Annotated in this window: 16 protein-coding genes and 1 rRNA gene; 13 read left to right on the forward strand and 4 right to left on the reverse strand. The window is 72.6% G+C overall.

Features of this window, described 5'->3' with window-relative positions; genetic code table 11:
- Positions 1–89 precede the first annotated feature (89 nt).
- The 3 genes from rrf to NBY69_RS22770 all read left to right on the forward strand — a co-directional run bounded on the left by rrf (position 90) and on the right by NBY69_RS22770 (position 2,516).
- Positions 90–206 (forward strand): 5S ribosomal RNA (gene rrf, locus NBY69_RS22760).
- Positions 207–600: 394 nt separating this feature from the next.
- Positions 601–1,782 (forward strand): hypothetical protein, encoded by a 1,182-nt coding sequence (locus NBY69_RS37540; protein WP_308409498.1) that lies wholly within the window; start codon positions 601–603, stop codon positions 1,780–1,782.
- The gene (locus NBY69_RS22770; protein WP_250303618.1) at positions 1,767–2,516 is read left to right on the forward strand and encodes a tetratricopeptide repeat protein; all 750 of its coding nucleotides are present in this window, start codon (positions 1,767–1,769) and stop codon (positions 2,514–2,516) included. The genes NBY69_RS37540 and NBY69_RS22770 overlap by 16 nt, the downstream gene beginning before the upstream one ends.
- Before the next feature lie 115 nt (positions 2,517–2,631).
- Here the strand turns inward: NBY69_RS22770 and NBY69_RS22775 are convergent, their stop codons facing one another.
- On the reverse strand, positions 2,632–3,909 hold the full coding sequence (locus NBY69_RS22775; RefSeq protein ID WP_250303154.1) for a DUF1015 domain-containing protein: 1,278 nt from the start codon (positions 3,907–3,909) through the stop codon (positions 2,632–2,634).
- Positions 3,910–3,976: 67 nt separating this feature from the next.
- Here NBY69_RS22775 and NBY69_RS22780 point away from each other — a divergent pair, with 67 nt between their 5' ends.
- The 4 genes from NBY69_RS22780 to NBY69_RS22795 all read left to right on the forward strand — a co-directional run bounded on the left by NBY69_RS22780 (position 3,977) and on the right by NBY69_RS22795 (position 8,034).
- Positions 3,977–5,005 carry an HAD-IIA family hydrolase gene (locus NBY69_RS22780; protein ID WP_250303155.1) on the forward strand — a complete coding sequence of 343 codons (1,029 nt, stop codon included), beginning with the start codon at positions 3,977–3,979 and terminating at the stop codon, positions 5,003–5,005.
- 145 nt (positions 5,006–5,150) lie between these two features.
- On the forward strand, positions 5,151–6,110 hold the full coding sequence (locus tag NBY69_RS22785) for an iron ABC transporter permease (RefSeq protein ID WP_250303619.1): 960 nt from the start codon (positions 5,151–5,153) through the stop codon (positions 6,108–6,110).
- The gene (locus NBY69_RS22790; RefSeq protein WP_250303156.1) at positions 6,107–7,144 is read left to right on the forward strand and encodes an iron chelate uptake ABC transporter family permease subunit; all 1,038 of its coding nucleotides are present in this window, start codon (positions 6,107–6,109) and stop codon (positions 7,142–7,144) included. Before NBY69_RS22785 ends, NBY69_RS22790 begins: the two co-directional genes overlap by 4 nt.
- A 20-nt stretch (positions 7,145–7,164) precedes the next feature.
- Complete coding sequence (locus NBY69_RS22795) at positions 7,165–8,034, forward strand: ABC transporter ATP-binding protein (RefSeq protein WP_250303157.1); 870 nt, start codon at positions 7,165–7,167, stop codon at positions 8,032–8,034.
- Here the strand turns inward: NBY69_RS22795 and NBY69_RS22800 are convergent.
- Entirely contained in the window at positions 8,018–8,365 is a 348-nt protein-coding gene (locus tag NBY69_RS22800) for an SCP2 sterol-binding domain-containing protein (RefSeq protein ID WP_250303158.1), read from the reverse strand. The genes NBY69_RS22795 and NBY69_RS22800 overlap by 17 nt on opposite strands.
- 42 nt (positions 8,366–8,407) lie before the next feature.
- On the opposite strand from NBY69_RS22800, the gene NBY69_RS22805 reads away from it, so the two are divergent.
- From NBY69_RS22805 to NBY69_RS22830, 6 genes are all read left to right on the forward strand, one after another.
- Complete coding sequence (locus NBY69_RS22805; protein WP_250303159.1) at positions 8,408–8,701, forward strand: hypothetical protein; 294 nt, start codon at positions 8,408–8,410, stop codon at positions 8,699–8,701.
- 7 nt (positions 8,702–8,708) lie between these two features.
- Positions 8,709–9,524 (forward strand): TlyA family RNA methyltransferase, encoded by an 816-nt coding sequence (locus NBY69_RS22810; protein WP_250303160.1) that lies wholly within the window; start codon positions 8,709–8,711, stop codon positions 9,522–9,524.
- Complete coding sequence (locus NBY69_RS22815; protein ID WP_250303161.1) at positions 9,521–10,456, forward strand: NAD kinase; 936 nt, start codon at positions 9,521–9,523, stop codon at positions 10,454–10,456. The genes NBY69_RS22810 and NBY69_RS22815 overlap by 4 nt, the downstream gene beginning before the upstream one ends.
- 84 nt (positions 10,457–10,540) lie before the next feature.
- Positions 10,541–12,277: a DNA repair protein RecN gene (recN, locus tag NBY69_RS22820; RefSeq protein WP_250303162.1), complete on the forward strand. Its 1,737-nt coding sequence runs from the start codon at positions 10,541–10,543 to the stop codon at positions 12,275–12,277.
- A gap of 97 nt (positions 12,278–12,374) precedes the next feature.
- Entirely contained in the window at positions 12,375–13,145 is a 771-nt protein-coding gene (locus NBY69_RS22825; protein ID WP_250303163.1) for a hypothetical protein, read from the forward strand.
- A 146-nt stretch (positions 13,146–13,291) separates the two neighbouring features.
- Positions 13,292–14,410 (forward strand): glycosyltransferase family 4 protein, encoded by a 1,119-nt coding sequence (locus NBY69_RS22830; RefSeq protein ID WP_250303164.1) that lies wholly within the window; start codon positions 13,292–13,294, stop codon positions 14,408–14,410.
- A gap of 25 nt (positions 14,411–14,435) precedes the next feature.
- Here NBY69_RS22830 and NBY69_RS22835 read toward each other — a convergent pair whose 3' ends face one another.
- Entirely contained in the window at positions 14,436–16,025 is a 1,590-nt protein-coding gene (locus tag NBY69_RS22835) for a PucR family transcriptional regulator (RefSeq protein ID WP_250303165.1), read from the reverse strand.
- Between the two features lie 35 nt (positions 16,026–16,060).
- On the reverse strand, positions 16,061–17,863 hold the full coding sequence (locus tag NBY69_RS22840; RefSeq protein WP_250303620.1) for a glycoside hydrolase family 15 protein: 1,803 nt from the start codon (positions 17,861–17,863) through the stop codon (positions 16,061–16,063).
- Between the last annotated feature and the right edge of the window lie 137 nt (positions 17,864–18,000).

The following is an 18,000-nucleotide window of genomic DNA, read 5'->3' on the forward strand; positions in this document are numbered from 1 at the left end:
GTTCCCAGGCCACGAACGGTCGTGCCGGCGGAACTTGTTTCACTTACTTAATTGAAGAGTGTGCTTGTTCGCTAGAGCCCAAATAGGGTTTCGGTGGTCATAGCGTTAGGGAAACGCCCGGTTACATTCCGAACCCGGAAGCTAAGCCTTTCAGCGCCGATGGTACTGCAGGGGGGACCCTGTGGGAGAGTAGGACGCCGCCGAACAATCTTTGAAGGACCTTTGGTCCCAGCGTTCACGCTGGGACCAAAGGTCCTTTTTTTTATTTCCCGAAGCGCGTCGGATCGCCGATTGCGTGAGAATGACTGCGGTACCCGAAGACAGGAGTCACACCGATGTCCACCAACTCCCCCGACGACCGTCCGGAGCGCGAGCCGCGTCGCCGGGACGGCGGTGACCAGGGCGGATTCCGCGGTGGTCGTGACGACCGTTCCAGTGGGCCCCGCAGGGACAACGACCGCGGCGGCTTCCGCCGCGACGACAGCCGCGGAGACAGCCGCGGCGGTACCGGGTTCCGTGGCGGTCGTGACGACCGCTCCTCCGGTGGCCCGCGCCGTGATGACCGCGGTGGCCGTCCGGTCGGCACAGGCGGAGGGTTCCGTGGCGGTCGCGATGACCGTCCCAGCGGCCCGCGTCGTGACGATGACCGTGGTGGCCGTCCGAGCAGCGGCGGTGGCTACCGCGGCGGGCAGCGCGACGACCGTGGTGGCCGTCCGGCGTCCAGCGGTGGTGGCTTCCGCGGTGGTCGTGACGACCGTTCCTCGAATTCCTCGGGTGGTTCGTACGGCCGTCGTGATGACGAGCGTGGTGGGCGTCCGAGCAGCGGTGGTGGGTTTGCCCGTCGCGATGACCGTCCGCCTTTCCGCCGTGACGACCGCCGTGACGACCGGCGCGATGACCGCCGTGACGACAACCGTGGTGGCCGTCCCAGTGGTGGTGGCTTCGAGCGGCGCGACGACCGTGGTGGCCGTCCCGCGTCCACCAGCGGTGGGTACCGCGGCGGTCGCGACGACCGCCCCTCCAGTTCCTCGGGCGGTTCGTACGGCCGACGTGACGACCGCGGTGGCGACCGTGGCGGCTTCCGCCGTGACGACAGCCGTGGCGACCGTGGCACCGGCGGTGGCTACCGCGGTGGACAGCGCGACGACCGGTCGAGCGGTCCGCGTCGTGATGACGAGCGTGGTGGGCGTCCGAGCAGCGGTGGTGGGTTTGCCCGTCGCGATGACCGTCCGCCTTTCCGCCGTGACGACCGACGCGATGACCGACGCGATGACCGGCGCGATGACCGCCGTGACGACAACCGTGGTGGCCGTCCCAGTGGTGGTGGCTTCGAGCGGCGCGACGACCGTGGTGGCCGTCCCGCGTCCACCAGCGGTGGGTACCGCGGCGGTCGCGACGACCGCCCCTCCAGCGGCCCGCGTCGTGACGACGAGCGGGGCGGCGGTTTCCGTCGCGACGACCGTCCCAGCGGGGGCAGCTACGGCCGACGTGACGACCGTGGAAGCGAGCGACGTGACGACCGCGGTGGCGACCGTGGCGGCTTCCGCCGTGACGACAGCCGCGGGGACAGCCGGGACCGTGGCACCGGCGGTGGCTACCACGGTGGACAGCGCGACGACCGGGACCGCGGTGGCTACCGTGGCGGGCAGCGCGACGACCGTGGCAGCGGTGGTGGCTTCCAGCGCGACGACCGGGACCGCGACCGCGAGCCCGTCAAGCGGCTGCCGATCCCCGAGGACGTCACCGGTCAGGAGATCGACAAGGACGTGCGGCAGGAGCTGATGAGCCTGCCGAAGACCCTCGCCGAGGATGTCGCGAAGAACCTGGTGATGGTCGCCCGGCTCATCGACGAGGACCCGGAGGAGGCCTACGCGTACGCGCGCATCGCGCTCCGCCTGGCCTCGCGGGTGGCCGCCGTGCGTGAGGCGGCCGGCTTCGCCGCGTACGCCACACAGAAGTACACGGAGGCCCTCGCCGAGTTCCGTGCCACCCGCCGGATGACCGGCACCGTCGACCTGTGGCCCGTCATGGCGGACTGCGAGCGTGGACTGGGGCGGCCCGAGCGTGCGATGGCGATGGCCGGCGAGCCCGAGGTGGCGAAGCTCGACAAGGCGGGCCAGGTCGAGATGCGACTGGTCGCCGCCGGCGCGCGCCGGGACATGGGGCAGATCGACGCGGCGATCGTGACGTTGCAGAGCCCCGAACTGGCGTCGAACTCGGTACAGCCGTGGACCGCTCGGCTGCGGTACGCGTACGCCGACGCGCTGCTCGCGGCCGGGCGCGAGGACGAGGCGCGCGAGTGGTTCGCCAAGACCATCGAGTCCGACAAGGACGGCGCCACGGATGCCTCGGACCGGCTTGCCGAGCTGGAGGGCGTGGAGTTCGTCGACGTCGAGCACGAGTCGGGCGACGACCCCGATGAGCTGCTGGACGACGCGCTGTCGGACGACGAGGAGTCCGGTGCGGAGGCCGACGACGACCGTCCCGGCCGCGCCAAGGGCGACGACCAGGACTGAGTCCGTCTGAGCAGAGCAGCAGAGCAAGTGAGAAGGGCCGCACCCCGGTCACCGGGGTGCGGCCCTTCGCTGTTTTCCCGATGAGTTCCCGGTGTCATCCCGGCCGATCAGCCGCTCAGTCGATGGTGAGGCTGCGCAGGACCAGGCCCGTCGCCGGTTTCGGGCCGAACGAAGTCGACTTGCGAGGCATCGTCACGCCCTGGCGGGCCAGATCCCGGACGACCTCCTCGCGTACCGGATGCATGAGGACAGCCGTCCCCCCGCGCCGTTCCGCCTGCTCGACCGCCGCGTCCGTGGCGTGGATGTACGCGATGTGCTCCGGCGTGTCAGGAATCCGCCAGACCTCGTCCAGCAGCGTGTGGTGCAGGACGGTCGCGTCCAGCGTGCGCCAGGCCGGCGGGTGGTCCGTGGGGACCGTACGGGCCAGCAGCTCCGCGGAAGGCCGGTCGACGAGGTGGAAGGCGCCGTCCCCCGCCAGCAGAAAGGCGTTGCCCTCGGCAGCCGCCGCGCCGAGAGCGTCCAGCGCCTGCGGGAGGCCCCCCACCGTGCGGACCCGGAAGGTGTCCGCCACCGCCGCCAGGGCCTCGGCGACCGGCAGCCGGTGCAGCAGCCGGTGGATGGCGCGGACCCGGAGCGGATAGCGGACGGTGTCGATGAGGAGCACCAGGCCGTAGTTCCAGGGGCCGGGCCCCGGATGCTCGTCGCGCAGCCGCAGATACGTCGCCCAACGGTGGTGTCCGTCGGCGATCAGGGCCTGGCGTCCCGCGAGATCGGACCGGGCCGCCGTGATCTCCGCCGGATCGGTCAGCGACCAGAGCCGGTGGCTGAATCCGTCCTCGGTGGTCGTCGCGAGCAGCGGCGGCCGGGCGATGGCGCGGTCGATGACAGCGGTGGCGCCGGTCGCGCTGCCGTCGCTGCGGTACGTCAGGAGCAGCGGTTCGAAATTGACGGCCGTCGTCCGCATCAGCGCCGCCCGGTCCTCGACGATGTCCGCCATCACGTCCTCGTGGGGGAGGACGATCCCCTCCTCGGGGGTGGACAGGGCCAGCGCGCCGATCAGGCCGCGCTGGAGCACATCGCCGTGGCGCTGCTCGTACACGTACAGCGCGGGCTCGGCGTCGGGGGCGAGGATGCCGTCCGCGAGCCAGTGGGCGAGCGTCGCGGCGGCCTTCTCGTTGCGGGCGGCGGGGGTGTCGGCCTGCGGCAGGATCAGCCGGACGATGTTGTGCGGGTCGGCGGACTCCAGGTGCAGCAGGCCGTCCGGCCTGACCACGACGTCGTACGGCGGCGAGGTGACGGCCGCGAGGCTGCCCACCCGCTCGGGGACGTAGCGCAGTCCGCGGAAGGGGAACAGGTGCAATCCGTTGTCCGCGTGCCGACCACTTGAAGTCATTGCTGCATGGTAAGTGCGGTTCCGTGATGCGGGATGATCGGGGGAGAAGCAGCGAACGAGGAGTGAGATGACCCGGCAGAGCAGGACCAGGCCCGACGGCAGCAGGACTGCGCTGAACGATGCGTACGACACCGCTCTGCTCGATCTGGACGGGGTGGTGTACGCGGGCGGCGAGGCCATCGGCCATGCCGTCGAGTCTCTCGGCGCCGCCCGGAACGGCGGTATGCACCTGGCGTACGTCACCAACAACGCGCTGCGCACGCCGACGGCCGTGGCACAGCACCTGACCGAGCTGGGCGTGCCCGCGGAGGCCGCCGATGTCATCACCTCGGCGCAGGCGGTGTCCCGGCTGATCGCCGATCAGGTCCCGGCGGGCGCGAAGGTGTTGGTGATCGGTGGCGAAGGGCTCCGGGTCGCGCTGCGCGAGCGCGGTCTGGAGCCGGTGGACTCGGCGGACGACTCGCCGCTCGCGGTGGCGCAGGGGTACGGCGGGCCCGACCTGGCATGGTCCCGGTTCGCGGAAGCGGCGTACGCGATCAACAGCGGTGTGCCGTGGTTCGCGTCCAACACGGACCTGACCATCCCCAGCGCGCGCGGGATCGCGCCGGGCAACGGGGCCGCGGTCGAGGTCGTACGGATCGCCACCGGCGCCGAGCCGCAGGTGGCGGGGAAGCCGCTGCCCCCGATGCACCGGGAGACGGTGCTGCGGACCGGCGCCGAACGGCCGCTGGTGGTCGGCGACCGGCTGGACACCGACATCGAGGGCGCGTTCAACGGCGGCGTGGACTCGCTGCTCGTCCTGACCGGGGTGACCGACGGGGCGCAACTGCTGGCCGCCCGTCCCGAGCACCGGCCGACCTACGTGGACGCCGACCTGCGGGGGCTGCTGACCGGTCAGCCCGAAGTGACCGGGGACGGCGGCCGGTTCAGCTGTGGGGGCTGGACCGCTTCGGTGCGCGACGACGCGCTGGCCGTCGACGGTGCGGGTGATGCGCTGGACGGGCTGCGGGCGCTGTGCGCCGCGGCCTGGACGTACGCGGGAGACGGCTCCTGCGCTCTCGACGGGGGCAAGGCGCTGTCCCGCGTCGGGCTCTGAGAGGTTCCCCCGGCGGACCCCCTCGAAGATTGAAGCGAGGGTAGGCTAACCTAACTGCGTGTTGGTCGACAGTCCCCCCAGTCAGCGCGCGGAGCCTGCCCCCGCGCCCCCTCGGCGCTCCGTGGCGCGCGCCGCCGGGCTGCTGCTGTCCCTGGCCGTGCTGCTCCTGGTCGCCGTCGCGAGCATCGCGATCGGAGCCAAGGCAGTGCCGATGGGCGATGTGTGGCACGGCCTGGTGCACGCCTCGGGGCAGGGCAACGACGTACTCGTCCGTGAGGTACGGGTCCCTCGCACCCTGCTGGGGCTGCTCGTCGGTTCCGCCCTCGGGGTCGCCGGAGCGGTCATGCAGGCCCTCACCCGCAACCCCCTCGCCGAGCCGGGCGTCCTCGGCGTCAACGCGGGGGCCTCGGCGGCGGTGGTCTCCGCGATGAGCTTCTTCGGCGTCAGCTCCTTCACCGGCTATGTGTGGTTCGCGTTCGCGGGCGCCGCCGTCGTCTCGGTGCTCGTGTACGTCCTGAGCGGGAGCCGCGGTGCCACCCCGGTACGGCTGGCGCTCGCCGGTACCGCTGTCACCGCCGCCCTCTACGGCTACGTCAACGCCGTACAGCTGCTGGACTCGGCCACGCTCGACAAACTGCGCTTCTGGACCGTCGGTTCGCTGGCGACGGCCACCACCGGCACCGTCTCCCAGGTGTGGCCGTTCGTGGTGGCCGGGCTGCTCGTCGCGCTGTCCATCGCCCGGCCCCTCAACGCCATGGCGCTGGGCGACGACACCGCGAGAGCGCTGGGCGCGCATCTCACCCGTACCAGGGTGCTCGCGATGATCGCCGTCACCCTGCTCTGCGGGGCCGCGACCGCCGCCTGCGGGCCGATCGTCTTCATCGGGCTGATGGTTCCGCACCTCGTCCGGGCCGTCACCGGACCCGACATGCGCTGGTCCCTGCCGTACGCGGCGGTGCTCTCCCCGGTGCTGCTGCTGGGCGCCGACGTGATCGGCAGGGTCGTCGCCCGCCCGGCCGAACTCCAGGTCGGCATCGTGACCGCGCTCATCGGCGGTCCCGTCTTCATCTTTCTCGTACGCCGCCGGAGGATGGCCCAGCTGTGAAAGCCGTACACGCGATACGCACCCGGGGAGGGCTCTCCGTCCGGGTCGATGTCAGGTCCGCCGTCGTCGTCCTGCTGCTGGCCGTCGTGGCGCTGGCGGCCGGCGTCGTCCTCATCGGCAGCGGCGACTACCCGATGGCGCCCGGCGACGTCGTCCGTACGCTGCTGGGCGGCGGCACCACCGCCCAGGAGTTCATCGTCGACGACCTCAGGCTCCCCAGGGTCCTCGTCGCCCTGCTGGTGGGGGCCGCGCTGGGCATCGCGGGCGCGGTGTTCCAGTCCATCTCCCGCAATCCGCTGGGCAGTCCGGACGTGATCGGCTTCGGGCAGGGCGCGAGCGTCGGGGCGCTCACCGTGATCGTGCTCTTCCACGGGGGAGCCGCCGCGGTGTCCGGCGGGGCGATCGTGGGCGGCCTGGTGACGGGCGTGGTCGTGTACCTGCTGGCGTGGAAGCGGGGCGTGCACGGCTACCGGCTGGTGCTCGTCGGCATCGGCGCCGCCGCCATGCTCACCGCCTGCAACAGCTATCTGCTCACCAAGGCCGATCTGGTCGACGCGACCCGCGCCGTCGTCTGGATGACCGGCTCGCTCGACGGGCGGGACTGGTCGCAGGTCTGGCCGCTCCTGGTGACCTGCGCGGTCCTGGTACCGCTGGTCCTCGGGTACGGGCGCAACCTCAGGATGCTGGAGATGGGCGACGACGCGGCATACGCGCTGGGGGTGCGGGTCGAGCGGACCCGGCTGGTGCTGATGCTGGCCGCGGTGCTGCTCACCGCGGTGGCCACCGCCGCCGCAGGACCGATCGTCTTCGTGGCGCTCAGCGCGCCCCAGCTCGCCCGGCGGCTGACCCGCGCGCCCGGCGCCAATCTCCTTCCCTCCGCCCTCATGGGCGCCGCCCTGCTGGTGGTGGCCGACTGGACCGCCCAACGGGCCTTCGGCGACCGCCAGTTGCCGGTAGGCGTGGTGACCGCGGTGCTCGGCGGGTGCTATCTGCTGTGGCTGCTGGTCTCCGAACGCAAGGCAGGACGGATCTGATGACTTCCAGGAGTACGCGCATGTCCAGGAGCAAGAGCGCGCCCAGGGGCAACGGCGTTGCCGGGAGCCCGAGTACGCAGCGGCTCACCGCCGAATCGGTCACCCTCGGCTACGAGCAGCGGACCATCGCCGAGAACCTCTCGGTCGAGATCCCCGACCACTCCTTCACCGTGATCGTCGGCCCCAACGCCTGCGGCAAGTCGACATTGCTGCGAGCCCTTTCGCGCATGTTGAAGCCGGTACGGGGTCAGGTGCTCCTCGACGGGCAGGCGATCGGCTCGCTGCCCGCCAAGCAGGTGGCCAGGACGCTCGGTCTGCTCCCGCAGTCCTCGATCGCGCCGGACGGCATCACGGTCGCCGACCTGGTGGCGCGCGGGCGCTATCCGCACCAGGGGCTGCTGCGGCAGTGGTCGCCCGACGACGAGCGGATTGTCGAGGAATCGATGGCGGCGACCCGCATCGGTGACCTCGCCGATCGCTATGTCGACGAACTCTCCGGCGGGCAGCGCCAGCGCGTGTGGATCGCGATGGCGCTGGCCCAGCAGACCCCGCTGCTGCTGCTCGACGAGCCGACCACCTATCTCGACATCCAGCACCAGATCGACGTGCTGGACCTCTGCGCCGAACTGCACGAGACACAGGGGCGCACGCTGGTGGCCGTACTGCACGACCTGAACCACGCGGCGCGCTACGCCAGCCACCTCATCGCCATGCGGGACGGCGAGATCGTCGCCGCCGGGCCGCCCTCCCAGGTGGTCACGGCCGAACTGGTGGAGAAGGTCTTCGGGCTGCCCTGCCAGATCATCGACGACCCGCAGACGGGGACCCCGCTGGTGGTGCCCGCCGGACGCGGGGCCCGCACCGGACGGACGGTTACAGCAGCGTCCTGAGGCGCAGCAGATCGCGGAAGCCCGCTTCGAGCCGGACCCGGCCCGAGCCCCACGCCTTCGCGAAGTTCAGCTCGCCGCCCACCAGCGCCACCAGGTCGTCGCCCTTCATGGCGAGCCGGATCTCCGCCCGGTCGGGGGGAGGGCCCTGGAGTGTGTCGAGCACCTGGATGCGGCCGTCCACCAGCCGTCCGGTGAAGCTGACATCGAGATCCGTGATGTGGCAGCTGAGCGAGCGGTCGAGCGCCGCCGCACTGCGTACCTGGCTGTTCGCCTGGGCCATGTTGTCCGAGAGCCTGTCGAGGGCGCTGCGGCACTCTTCTGTCGTCGCCATCGTGATCGACGGTACCTCAGGGCTTCGCGGTAGCGTCTGGGCATGAGTGACGCGATGCCGGAGCCCTCCGGGGCCGAGCCCGGGACCCGGCCCGGTGCGGAGTACGACCCGGCGGCCCCGGCCCCGCTGGGTGTGGTGCGTACGCCCACCGGGAACGAACGGGTGGACGGCGTACTCGACCGTCTGGCCGATGCCGACCACCTCGCCGCCGACGGACATGTCGGGGTGTACGAGGATGTACACCGGGGACTGCGCGCGGCGCTCGACGCGCTGGACGCACACCCGGGACCGCCGGTCCCGGCCCGTGGTCCCCTTCCTCACGACAGCAGGAGCTGAACCGAACGTGGCAGGAGTGGCACGCCGACGCCTGGACGCCGAGCTGGTCCGCCGGAGCCTCGCACGCTCGCGGGAGCACGCGAGCCAGCTGATCGCGGCAGGGCGGGTGACGGTCGGCGGCGCCACCGCGACGAAGGCCGCCACCCAGGTCGAGACGAGCGCGGCCGTGGTCGTACGCAAGGACGACAGCGACCCGGACTACGTCTCGCGAGGCGGTCACAAGCTCGCGGGTGCCTTCGCGGCGTTCGTACCGCTCGGCCTGCGGGTCGAGGGACGCCGGGCGCTCGACGCGGGGGCGTCGACCGGCGGATTCACCGACGTACTGCTGCGGTCCGGCGCCGCGCAGGTCGTCGCGGTGGATGTCGGGTACGGGCAGCTCGCCTGGTCGCTGCAGAGCGACGACCGGGTCACCGTCAAGGACCGCACGAACGTACGCGAGTTGACGCTGGAGGCGATCGGCGGGGAAGCCGTCGACCTCGTCGTCGGCGATCTCTCGTTCATCGCGCTGGGACTGGTGCTGCCCGCCCTGGTGCGGTGCGCGGGGCCCGACGCCGACCTGGTGCTGATGGTGAAACCGCAGTTCGAGATCGGCAAGGACCGGCTGGGCAGCGGCGGAGTCGTCCGCAGCCCGGAACTGCGGGCGGAGACCGTCAGGACCGTGGCACGACAGGCCGCGGAGCTCGGACTCGGAGTACGGGGGGTCACCGCGAGCCCGCTGCCCGGCCCTTCGGGAAATGTCGAGTACTTTCTGTGGCTGCGGGCGGATGCGCCCGCGCTCGATCCGGCGGATGTGGAGCGTGCAGTGGCGGAGGGGCCGCAGTGACGGATGCAGCATCACTTTCAGCACTACCAGAACCAGCAGATTCACGCACAGTCTTCCTGCTCGCCCACACCGGGAGGCCCGCGGCGATCCGCAGCGCCGAGCTGGTGGTGGAGGGCCTGCTGAAGTCCGGGCTGCGGGTCCGGGTCCTCGCGACGGAGGCAGCGGATCTGCCGCTGCCGCACTCGGTCGAACTCGTCACCGAGGCCACACCCGCGGCACTGGACGGCTGCGAGCTCCTGATCGTCCTCGGCGGTGACGGCACCCTGCTGCGTGGGGCCGAGTTCGCGCGCGCCTCGGGTGTGCCGATGCTCGGCGTCAACCTCGGCCGGGTCGGATTCCTCGCCGAGGCCGAGCGCGACGACCTCGACAAGGTCGTGGACCGGGTGGTCACCCGGTCGTACGAGGTCGAGGAGCGGATGACCGTCGACGTCGTCGTGCACAACAACGGTGACGTGGTGCACCGGGACTGGGCACTCAACGAGGCCGCCGTCCAGAAGACGGAACCCGAGCGGATGCTGGAGGTCGTCCTGGAGATCGACGGGCGGCCGGTGACCGGCTTCGGCTGCGACGGCATCGTCTGCGCCACCCCGACCGGTTCGACGGCGTACGCCTTCTCGGCGGGCGGGCCCGTCGTGTGGCCCGAGGTGGAGGCGCTGCTGATGGTGCCCATCGGGGCGCACGCGCTGTTCGCCAAGCCGCTGGTGACCTCCCCGGCCTCGGTCCTGGCGGTCGAGGTGCAGCCGCACACCCCGCACGGTGTCCTGTGGTGCGACGGACGCCGTTCGATCGGACTGCCGGCCGGTGCCCGGGTGGAGGTACGGCGGGGAGCGGTACCCGTACGGCTGGCACGGCTGCACCACGCCTCGTTCACGGACCGGCTGGTGGCCAAGTTCGCCCTGCCGGTGGCGGGCTGGCGCGGGGCGCCGAACTAGGTGTTCCCGCGCCGGACCGACCGGTGCACGGGAGGGTGACGGTACGGGGCCCGTCGCACACCGGGCCCCGGACCTCGTAAGGTCGTGTCCGTGTTGGAGGAGATGCGGATACGGTCGCTCGGAGTCATCGACGACGCCGTGGTGGAGCTTTCACCCGGCTTCACCGCGGTGACCGGTGAGACCGGCGCGGGCAAGACCATGGTCGTGACCAGCCTCGGGCTGCTGCTCGGCGGGCGCGCCGACGCCGCGCTGGTGCGGCTCGGTGCCAAGTCGGCGGTGGTCGAGGGGCGGATCACCATGGCCGCGGACGCGCCTGCCGCCGTACGCGCCGAGGAAGCGGGCGCCGAGCTGGACGACGGGGCGCTGCTGGTCAGCCGGACGATCTCGGCGGAAGGGCGCTCCCGGGCGCACATCGGCGGGCGCTCCGTACCCGTCGGGCTCCTCGCCGAGCTCGCCGACGAACTGGTCGCCGTGCACGGTCAGACCGACCAGCAGGGGCTGCTGCGCCCGGCCAGGCAGCGCCAGGCGCTGGACCGGTACGCGGGCGAGGCCGTCGCGAAGCCGCACCTCACGTACGCGGCCGCCTACCGGCGACTGCGCGAGGTGGTCGTGGAGTTGGACGAACTCACCACCCGGGCACGCGAGCGGGCCCAGGAGGCGGATCTGCTGCGCTTCGGGCTCGACGAGGTCGCCGCGGTGGAGCCGCTGCCGGGTGAGGACGCCGAACTCGCCGCCGAGGCCGAGCGCCTCGGTCACGCCGAAGCGCTCGCCTCGGCCGCGTCCACCGCGCACACCGCGCTCGTCGGCAACCCGGAGGACCCGGAGAGCCTCGACGCGACGACCCTGGTCGCCGGGTCCGGGCGGGCGCTCGACGCCGTACGCTCCCACGACCCGGCGCTGGCCGCGCTCGCCGAACGCATCGGGGAGATCGGCATCCTGCTCGCCGACGTCTCGGGCGAACTGGCGGGATACGCGGACAATCTGGACGCCGACCCGCTGCGGCTCGCCGCGGTGGAGGAGCGGCGGGCGGCGCTGACCCAGCTCACCCGCAAGTACGGCGCGGACATCGCCGCCGTGCTGGCCTGGGCCGAGGAGGGCGCCGCGCGCCTCACCGAACTGGAGGGCGACGACGACCGGATCGGTGAACTGACAGTGGAGCGCGACACGCTGCGCGCCGAACTGTCCGGCCTCGCCCAGGCGCTCACCGACGCCCGTACGGAGGCGGCGCACCGGTTCGCCGACGCCGTCACCGCCGAACTCGCCTCGCTCGCCATGCCGCACGCCCGGGTGTCGATCGACCTCCGCCAGACCGAGGACCCGCAGGGCATCGAGGTCGGCGGCCGGCTCGTCGCCTACGGACCGCTGGGCGTCGACGAGGTCGAGCTGCTGCTCGCCCCGCACCCCGGTGCGGCGGCACGGCCGATCTCCAAGGGGGCGTCGGGCGGTGAGCTCTCGCGGGTCATGCTGGCCGTCGAGGTCGTCTTCGCCGGTTCCGACCCCGTACCGACGTACCTCTTCGACGAGGTCGACGCCGGAGTGGGCGGCAAGGCAGCCGTGGAGGTCGGGCGGCGGCTGGCCCGGCTGGCGAAGTCCGCCCAGGTGGTGGTCGTCACGCATCTGCCGCAGGTCGCCGCCTTCGCCGACCGGCAGCTGCTGGTCGAGAAGACCAACGACGGCTCGGTGACCAGCAGTGGGGTCACGATCCTGGAGGGCGAGGACCGGGTGCGGGAGCTCTCACGGATGCTCGCGGGCCAGGAGGACTCGGAAACGGCACGGGCGCACGCGGAGGAACTGCTGGCGACGGCGCGCGCGGACGGCTGACGGGGCGCCCCCGGCGAGCCCGAGTTTCGGAGGGGTGAGGGGGAGTGATGGGGTGCGGCCCGCCGGGCGCCGGAGCGCGCCCCCTAGGCTGGGCCGCATGAGCAGACACGGCGCCCGAACAGCCGCACTCCTGGCCGCCTTCGGCGCCACCCGCGCCGTCGCCACCGGGCTGCGCCGCCGCACCCCGGGCGGCCCTGCCCGCTGGGAGCGCACGAACTACGCCGGGCGCACCGTTGACCTCTGCGCGGGCCCCGCCACCACCGTGGGCGCGACCCTCGGCGCGGCCGTCGGCACGTTCCCGCCCCGGGCCCGTGGCGCAGCCGCTCTCTCCGTCCTCGTGGCCGGGGCCTGCGGGGCCTACGACGATGTCGCCGGTGCCGGGGACCCGCGCCGCGGATTCCGCGCGCACCTCGGGGCGCTGCGGCAGGGCGAGATCACCAGCGGCGCCGTGAAGCTCTTCGGGATCGGCGCGGCCGGTCTCGCCGCGGGCGTGCTGTTGAAGGACCGGCCCGTCGACCGGCTGCTCGCCGGGGTCGTCGTCGCCGGTACCGCGCACTTCGTCAACCTGGTGGACGTGCACCCCGGCCGGGCCACCGTCGCCGTGCTCGGGCTCGCGGCCCCCGGACTGCTCCGCCGCGGCCCCGCCGGAGCGCTGGCCGCGGCCCCGCTGGGAGCGGCAGCCGCGGTCGTCGTCGACGACCTGGCCGAGCAGACCATGCTCGGGGACGCGGGCGCTCACGCGCTCGGAGCCGCCCTCGGGGTGGCGATCGTCGCGGGCAACGGACGGGCCGGACTCGCCGCGCACGCGGCAGCCGTGCTCGCCGCCGCCGCGTACGGTGACAAGGTGAGCCGCGCGGCCATGGGTTGAGCCGGCGCTCACCCGTGTGAGTGACAGCCCAGGCGCGTTGACGCGACCGCACAGGGGCTCGCCCGCCAGGAGGGTGCCGGAACGTTCGTACGGGCTGGCATCCTGGAGCGCACCCCCGCCCGACGCCGACTCAGGAGCTCCGGTCAGTGAGCAGCACCCAGGTCCCGCCGTACGGCCGTTCACCTCTGCGCGCCGTCCACGTGCTCGGTGGCGGCTCCGCTGGCAGCAGCGCACATGTCCGGTCCGTCGCCGGTGGACTGGTCGAGAGGGGCGTGCACGTCACCGTGTGCGCCCCCGCCGAGTTGGAGGAGGCGTACGGCTTCAGCGAGGTGGGCGCGCGCTTCGTGCCCGTACCCCGGCGCAGTGATCCGGCGGCGGTCGCCGCCCTGCGCGCCGCCTGTCTGCCCGCCGACGTGGTGCACGCGCACGGTCTGAACGCCGCCGTACGGGCCTCGTTGGCGCTCAGCGGGCTGCGGTTGCCGCTGGTCGTGACCCTGCACACCCGCTCCCACGCCGAGGGCGCGCGGCGACGGCTGGCGCGGCTGATGGAGCGAAGGGCCGTCAGGGCGGCGGCCGTTGTGCTCGGTACGTCGTCCGAACTGGTCGACAGGGCGCGCCGCCGGGGGGCGCGCGACGCGCGGCTCGCGCCGGTCACTGTCCCCGCACCCCGACCGGCCGCGGGCGGGACGGAGAGCAAGGCGCGCGCCGAACTCGGCGCGGTCGAGCGGCCGTTGCTGATGGCCGTGGGCAACCTGGCCGCGCACCGCGGCTACGGGGCCCTGCTGGACGCCGCCCGGCTCTGGCAGCACCTCGATCCCGTACCGCTGCTGGTGATCGCGGGCGAGGGCCCGGAGCGGGCCGAACTCCAGCGCCGCATCGAGACCGAGTCGCTGGCGGTCCAGCTCATCGGCAGCCGGGACGACGTCACGGAACTGCTCGCGGCGGCCGATGTCGCTGTTCTGCCCAGCCGTTGGGAGGCGCGGTCGCTGCTGGCGCAGGAGGCGCTGCGGCTGGGTGTGCCGCTGGTCGCCACCGCGGTCGGCGGGGTGCCCGAGCTGGTCGGTGACGCCGCCGAACTCGTGCCGTACGGCGACCCCGAGGCGCTGGCCGCGCGGGTGACCGGACTGCTCGCCGACCCGGCCCGCCGCCTGCTGCTCGCCGAAGCGGGGCGCGCCCAGGCGCGGAGCTGGCCGACCGAGGACGACACGGTGGCCCAAGTGCTCAGCATCTACGACGAGTTGACCGAGACGGTCCGTATCCGCTGAGGCCGTCGACAGGCACCCGGCCGCATCAGGGCGTGTGCCGGCGGGCCCGGAGCGCCAGGCCGAGGGCCAGCACCGCCTGCGGGTCGTCCAGATCGGTGCCCAGGAGTTCGGCGATCCGGGCGAGGCGGTTGTACAGCGTCTGGCGGTTGAGATGCAGCTCGCGCGCCGTCTCCGCCTTGCGCCCCGCGTGCGCCAGATAGGTTTCGAGGGTGGGCAGCAACGCCGGCCGCGAGGTGCGGTCGTGCGCGCGCAGCGGCCCGATCGCCCGGTCCACGAAGGCCGCGAGGTCCGGCTGGTCCCGCAGTCGCCACAGCAGCAGATCGATGTCGAGGCGCCGGGCGTCGTACCAGGGGCGGTCGGAGAGGCCCTGCGCGGCAGTGGCCGTCTCCGCCGCGTGCCGCAGCCCGGCCGAGGCGGCGGCCCAGCCGCCCGCCACGCCCACCACCACGATCGGCGGATGCGCACCGGCCCGCTCCAGCCCGGCGCGCGCCACACCCGCCCGCAGCGCCACGGCGACCCGGTCGGCCACCGCGGTGCGCTCCGACTCCGTCCGCAGCCCCAGCAGCAGCGGCACCCGGCCCTCGACGGGCCGGACGCCGAGCAGGACCGGAACGCCCACCGCGCTCAGCTCCTCCAGGACGGCGCGGGCCAGCACGGCCCAGTTGCCCGAGGGAGACAGCTCGGCGGCCAGCCGCATCACCACGGGCAGCAGAGGGCCGTCGCCGGGCTTGAAACCCAGCACCCGGGCCTGCGCGGGGGCGTCCTGGGCCGAGACGCGGCCCTCGGCGAGGTCGGTCAGGAAGTCGCCCCGCCCCCGTGCGGCCAGCTCCTCCTCCTGCCGGGCCTGCATCAGTACGACGGCCAGGATCCCGGCCGCCCGCTCGGCCGCCATCCGGTGCACCGGAGCCAGCGGGGCCGCCACCGGGAGGAGGGCCAGCCTGGCCCGGACCGAACCGGTGCCGGACCCGCCGCCCGGTACGTCCACCAGGACGGCGCCCGTGGGCCGGTGCCCGCGCAGCCCCTCCCACACCTGGAGCGGCTCACCGTCCCCCGCGGCGTACAGCAACTGCCCGTCGGAGGTCTCCAGGAACACCGGATTGGCGGTGAACTCGGCGAGGACGGAGAGCACTTGGGGCACTCCGCCGCCGCCGAGCAGCGCCTGGGTGCACCGCCGGTGCACCTCGTCGGCGCGCTGTATCAGCGCGTAGTGACCGTTGACGATCTCGGTGTGGATCTCTTCGGTCACCGACACGAAGGGCACCTCACGGTGCAGCTGGACCAGGGGCAGTCCGGCTGCCCGCGCGGTCTCCACCAGCGTCGTGGGAAGTGTGCCGAAGCGCGGGCCCAGCTCCACCACGAGCGCGGCGATCCCGCGGTCGGCCAGCCTGCGGACGAACGCCCGCTGCTCGGCGGGCCGGGTGCCGAGTCCCAGCCCGGTGGTGAGCAGTAGTTCGCCGCCCTTGAGCAGCGAGGCGATGTTCGGCACCTCACCGGCGTGCACCCAGCGCACCGTGCGGCCGAGGCGGTCGGCGCCCGCCACGACCTCGGGCAGCCCACTGCGCAGTCCCGGCAGCTCAAGCGCCCGCTGCACCGTGATCCCGCCCTGGTTCTCCATGGGCCGGACGCTACCCGAAGCCGCCCGGCCGCAGGTCAGCCCCCGTACGCACCCGAAGCGGTGAGCCGCAGCGCGGTGTCGATCAGCGGCACGTGGCTGAACGCCTGGGGGAAGTTCCCCACCTGGCGCTGGAGCCTGGGGTCCCACTCCTCGGCGAGCAGCCCCAGGTCGTTCCGGAGACCCAGCAACTTGTCGAAGAGCTGCCGGGCCTCGTCGACCCGGCCGATCATCGCCAGGTCGTCCGCGAGCCAGAAGGAACAGGCGAGGAAGGCGCCCTCGTCCCCTTCCAGCCCGTCGACGCCCGCCGAGCCGCCGGCCGTCGGATAGCGCAGGACGAACCCGTCAGGCGTGGACAGCTCGCGCTGGATGGCCTCGACGGTGCCGATGACCCGCTTGTCGTCCGGTGGCAGGAAGCCCATCTGCGGGATGAGCAGCAGGGAGGCGTCCAGCTCCTTCGACCCGTAGGACTGGGTGAAGGTGTTGCGCTCCTTGTCGTAGCCCTTCTCGCAGACATCACGGTGGATGTCGTCGCGCAGCTCGCGCCAGCGCTCGACCGGGCCGTCGACGTCGCCGGACTCGATCAGCTTGATGGTGCGGTCGACGGCGACCCAGGCCATCACCTTGGAGTGCACGAAGTGGCGGCGGGGGCCGCGCACCTCCCAGATGCCCTCGTCCGGCTGGTCCCAGTGGTCCTCCAGGTACTGGATCAGCTTGATCTGGAGCAGCGAGGCGTAGTCGCTGCGGGCCAGGCCCGTCATGTGCGCGAGGTGCAGGGCCTCGGTCACTTCGCCGTACACGTCCAGCTGGAGCTGACCGGCCGCGCCGTTGCCCACCCGGACCGGGCCCGAGTTCTCGTACCCGGGCAGCCAGTCGAGTTCGGCCTCGCCCAGCTCACGCTCACCGGCGATCCCGTACATGATCTGCAGGTTCTCCGGGTCACCGGCGACCGCGCGCAGCAGCCATTCACGCCAGGCGCGGGCTTCCTCGCGGTAGCCGGTGCGCAGCAGCGACGACAGGGTGATCGCGGCGTCACGCAGCCAGGTGTAGCGGTAGTCCCAGTTCCTGGACCCGCCGATGTCCTCGGGGAGCGAGGTGGTCGGCGCGGCGACGATGCCGCCGGTGGGCGCGTAGGTGAGGGCCTTGAGCGTGATCAGCGAGCGGACCACCGCTTCACGGTAAGGGCCGTGATAGGTGCACTGATCGACCCATTCGCGCCAGAAGTCCTCCGTCGCCACCAGCGAGTTCTCCGGCTCGGGAAGCGCGGGCGGGGCCTTGTGCGAGGGCTCCCAGCTGATGGTGAAGGCGATCCGGTCGCCGGGTCCCACGGTGAAGTCGGAGTACGTCGTGAGGTCCTCGCCGAAGGTCTCGGCGGTGGTGTCCAGCCAGACCGAATCGGGTCCGGCGACCGCGACCGTACGCCCGTCCACCTTGTGGACCCAGGGCGTCACCCGTCCGTAGCTGAACCGCATCCGGAGCGCGGAGCGCATCGGGACGCGCCCGGTGACCCCCTCCACGATGCGGATCAGCTGGGGTGCGCCGTCACGCGGTGGCATGAAATCCGTCACACGGACCGTGCCGCGTGGTGTGTCCCACTCCGATTCGAGGATCAGTGAATCCCCGCGGTAGCGGCGCCGGTCGGCGACCGGCGGGCATGCCGAAGGGGCATGTGCGGGTCCCAGTCGCCAGAAACCGTTCTCCTCGGTTCCCAGCAGTCCGGCAAAGACGGCGTGCGAGTCGAAGCGGGGAAGGCACAGCCAGTCGGCTGTACCGTCCCGGCAGACCAGGGCGGCGGTCTGCATGTCTCCGATGAGTGCGTAATCCTCGATGCGCCCGGCCACGTGCAATCTCCAGTCGAACGGCCACATCGCCCCTCGGGGCGCCTGTGTTGCAGTCAAGGGCTCTTTGGACAAGCGCCTGCGAGCGCTGACAAGCGCTGACGAGCGCTTGTGCCGGAGAACGGGCGGGGGTGGTGCCG

It is taken from the genome of Streptomyces sp. A 4/2 (assembly GCF_940670765.1).
GTDB lineage: Bacteria > Actinomycetota > Actinomycetes > Streptomycetales > Streptomycetaceae > Streptomyces.

Coding starts and splice junctions, on each gene's coding strand:
- NBY69_RS22775 (WP_250303154.1), bottom strand. CDS start 3,909: ATGACTTCAAGTGGTCGGCACGCGGACAACGGATTGCACCTGTTCCCC.
- NBY69_RS22780 (WP_250303155.1), top strand. CDS start 3,977: ATGACCCGGCAGAGCAGGACCAGGCCCGACGGCAGCAGGACTGCGCTG.
- NBY69_RS22795 (WP_250303157.1), top strand. CDS start 7,165: ATGTCCAGGAGCAAGAGCGCGCCCAGGGGCAACGGCGTTGCCGGGAGC.
- NBY69_RS22800 (WP_250303158.1), bottom strand. CDS start 8,365: ATGGCGACGACAGAAGAGTGCCGCAGCGCCCTCGACAGGCTCTCGGAC.
- NBY69_RS22805 (WP_250303159.1), top strand. CDS start 8,408: ATGAGTGACGCGATGCCGGAGCCCTCCGGGGCCGAGCCCGGGACCCGG.
- NBY69_RS22825 (WP_250303163.1), top strand. CDS start 12,375: ATGAGCAGACACGGCGCCCGAACAGCCGCACTCCTGGCCGCCTTCGGC.
- NBY69_RS22835 (WP_250303165.1), bottom strand. CDS start 16,025: ATGGAGAACCAGGGCGGGATCACGGTGCAGCGGGCGCTTGAGCTGCCG.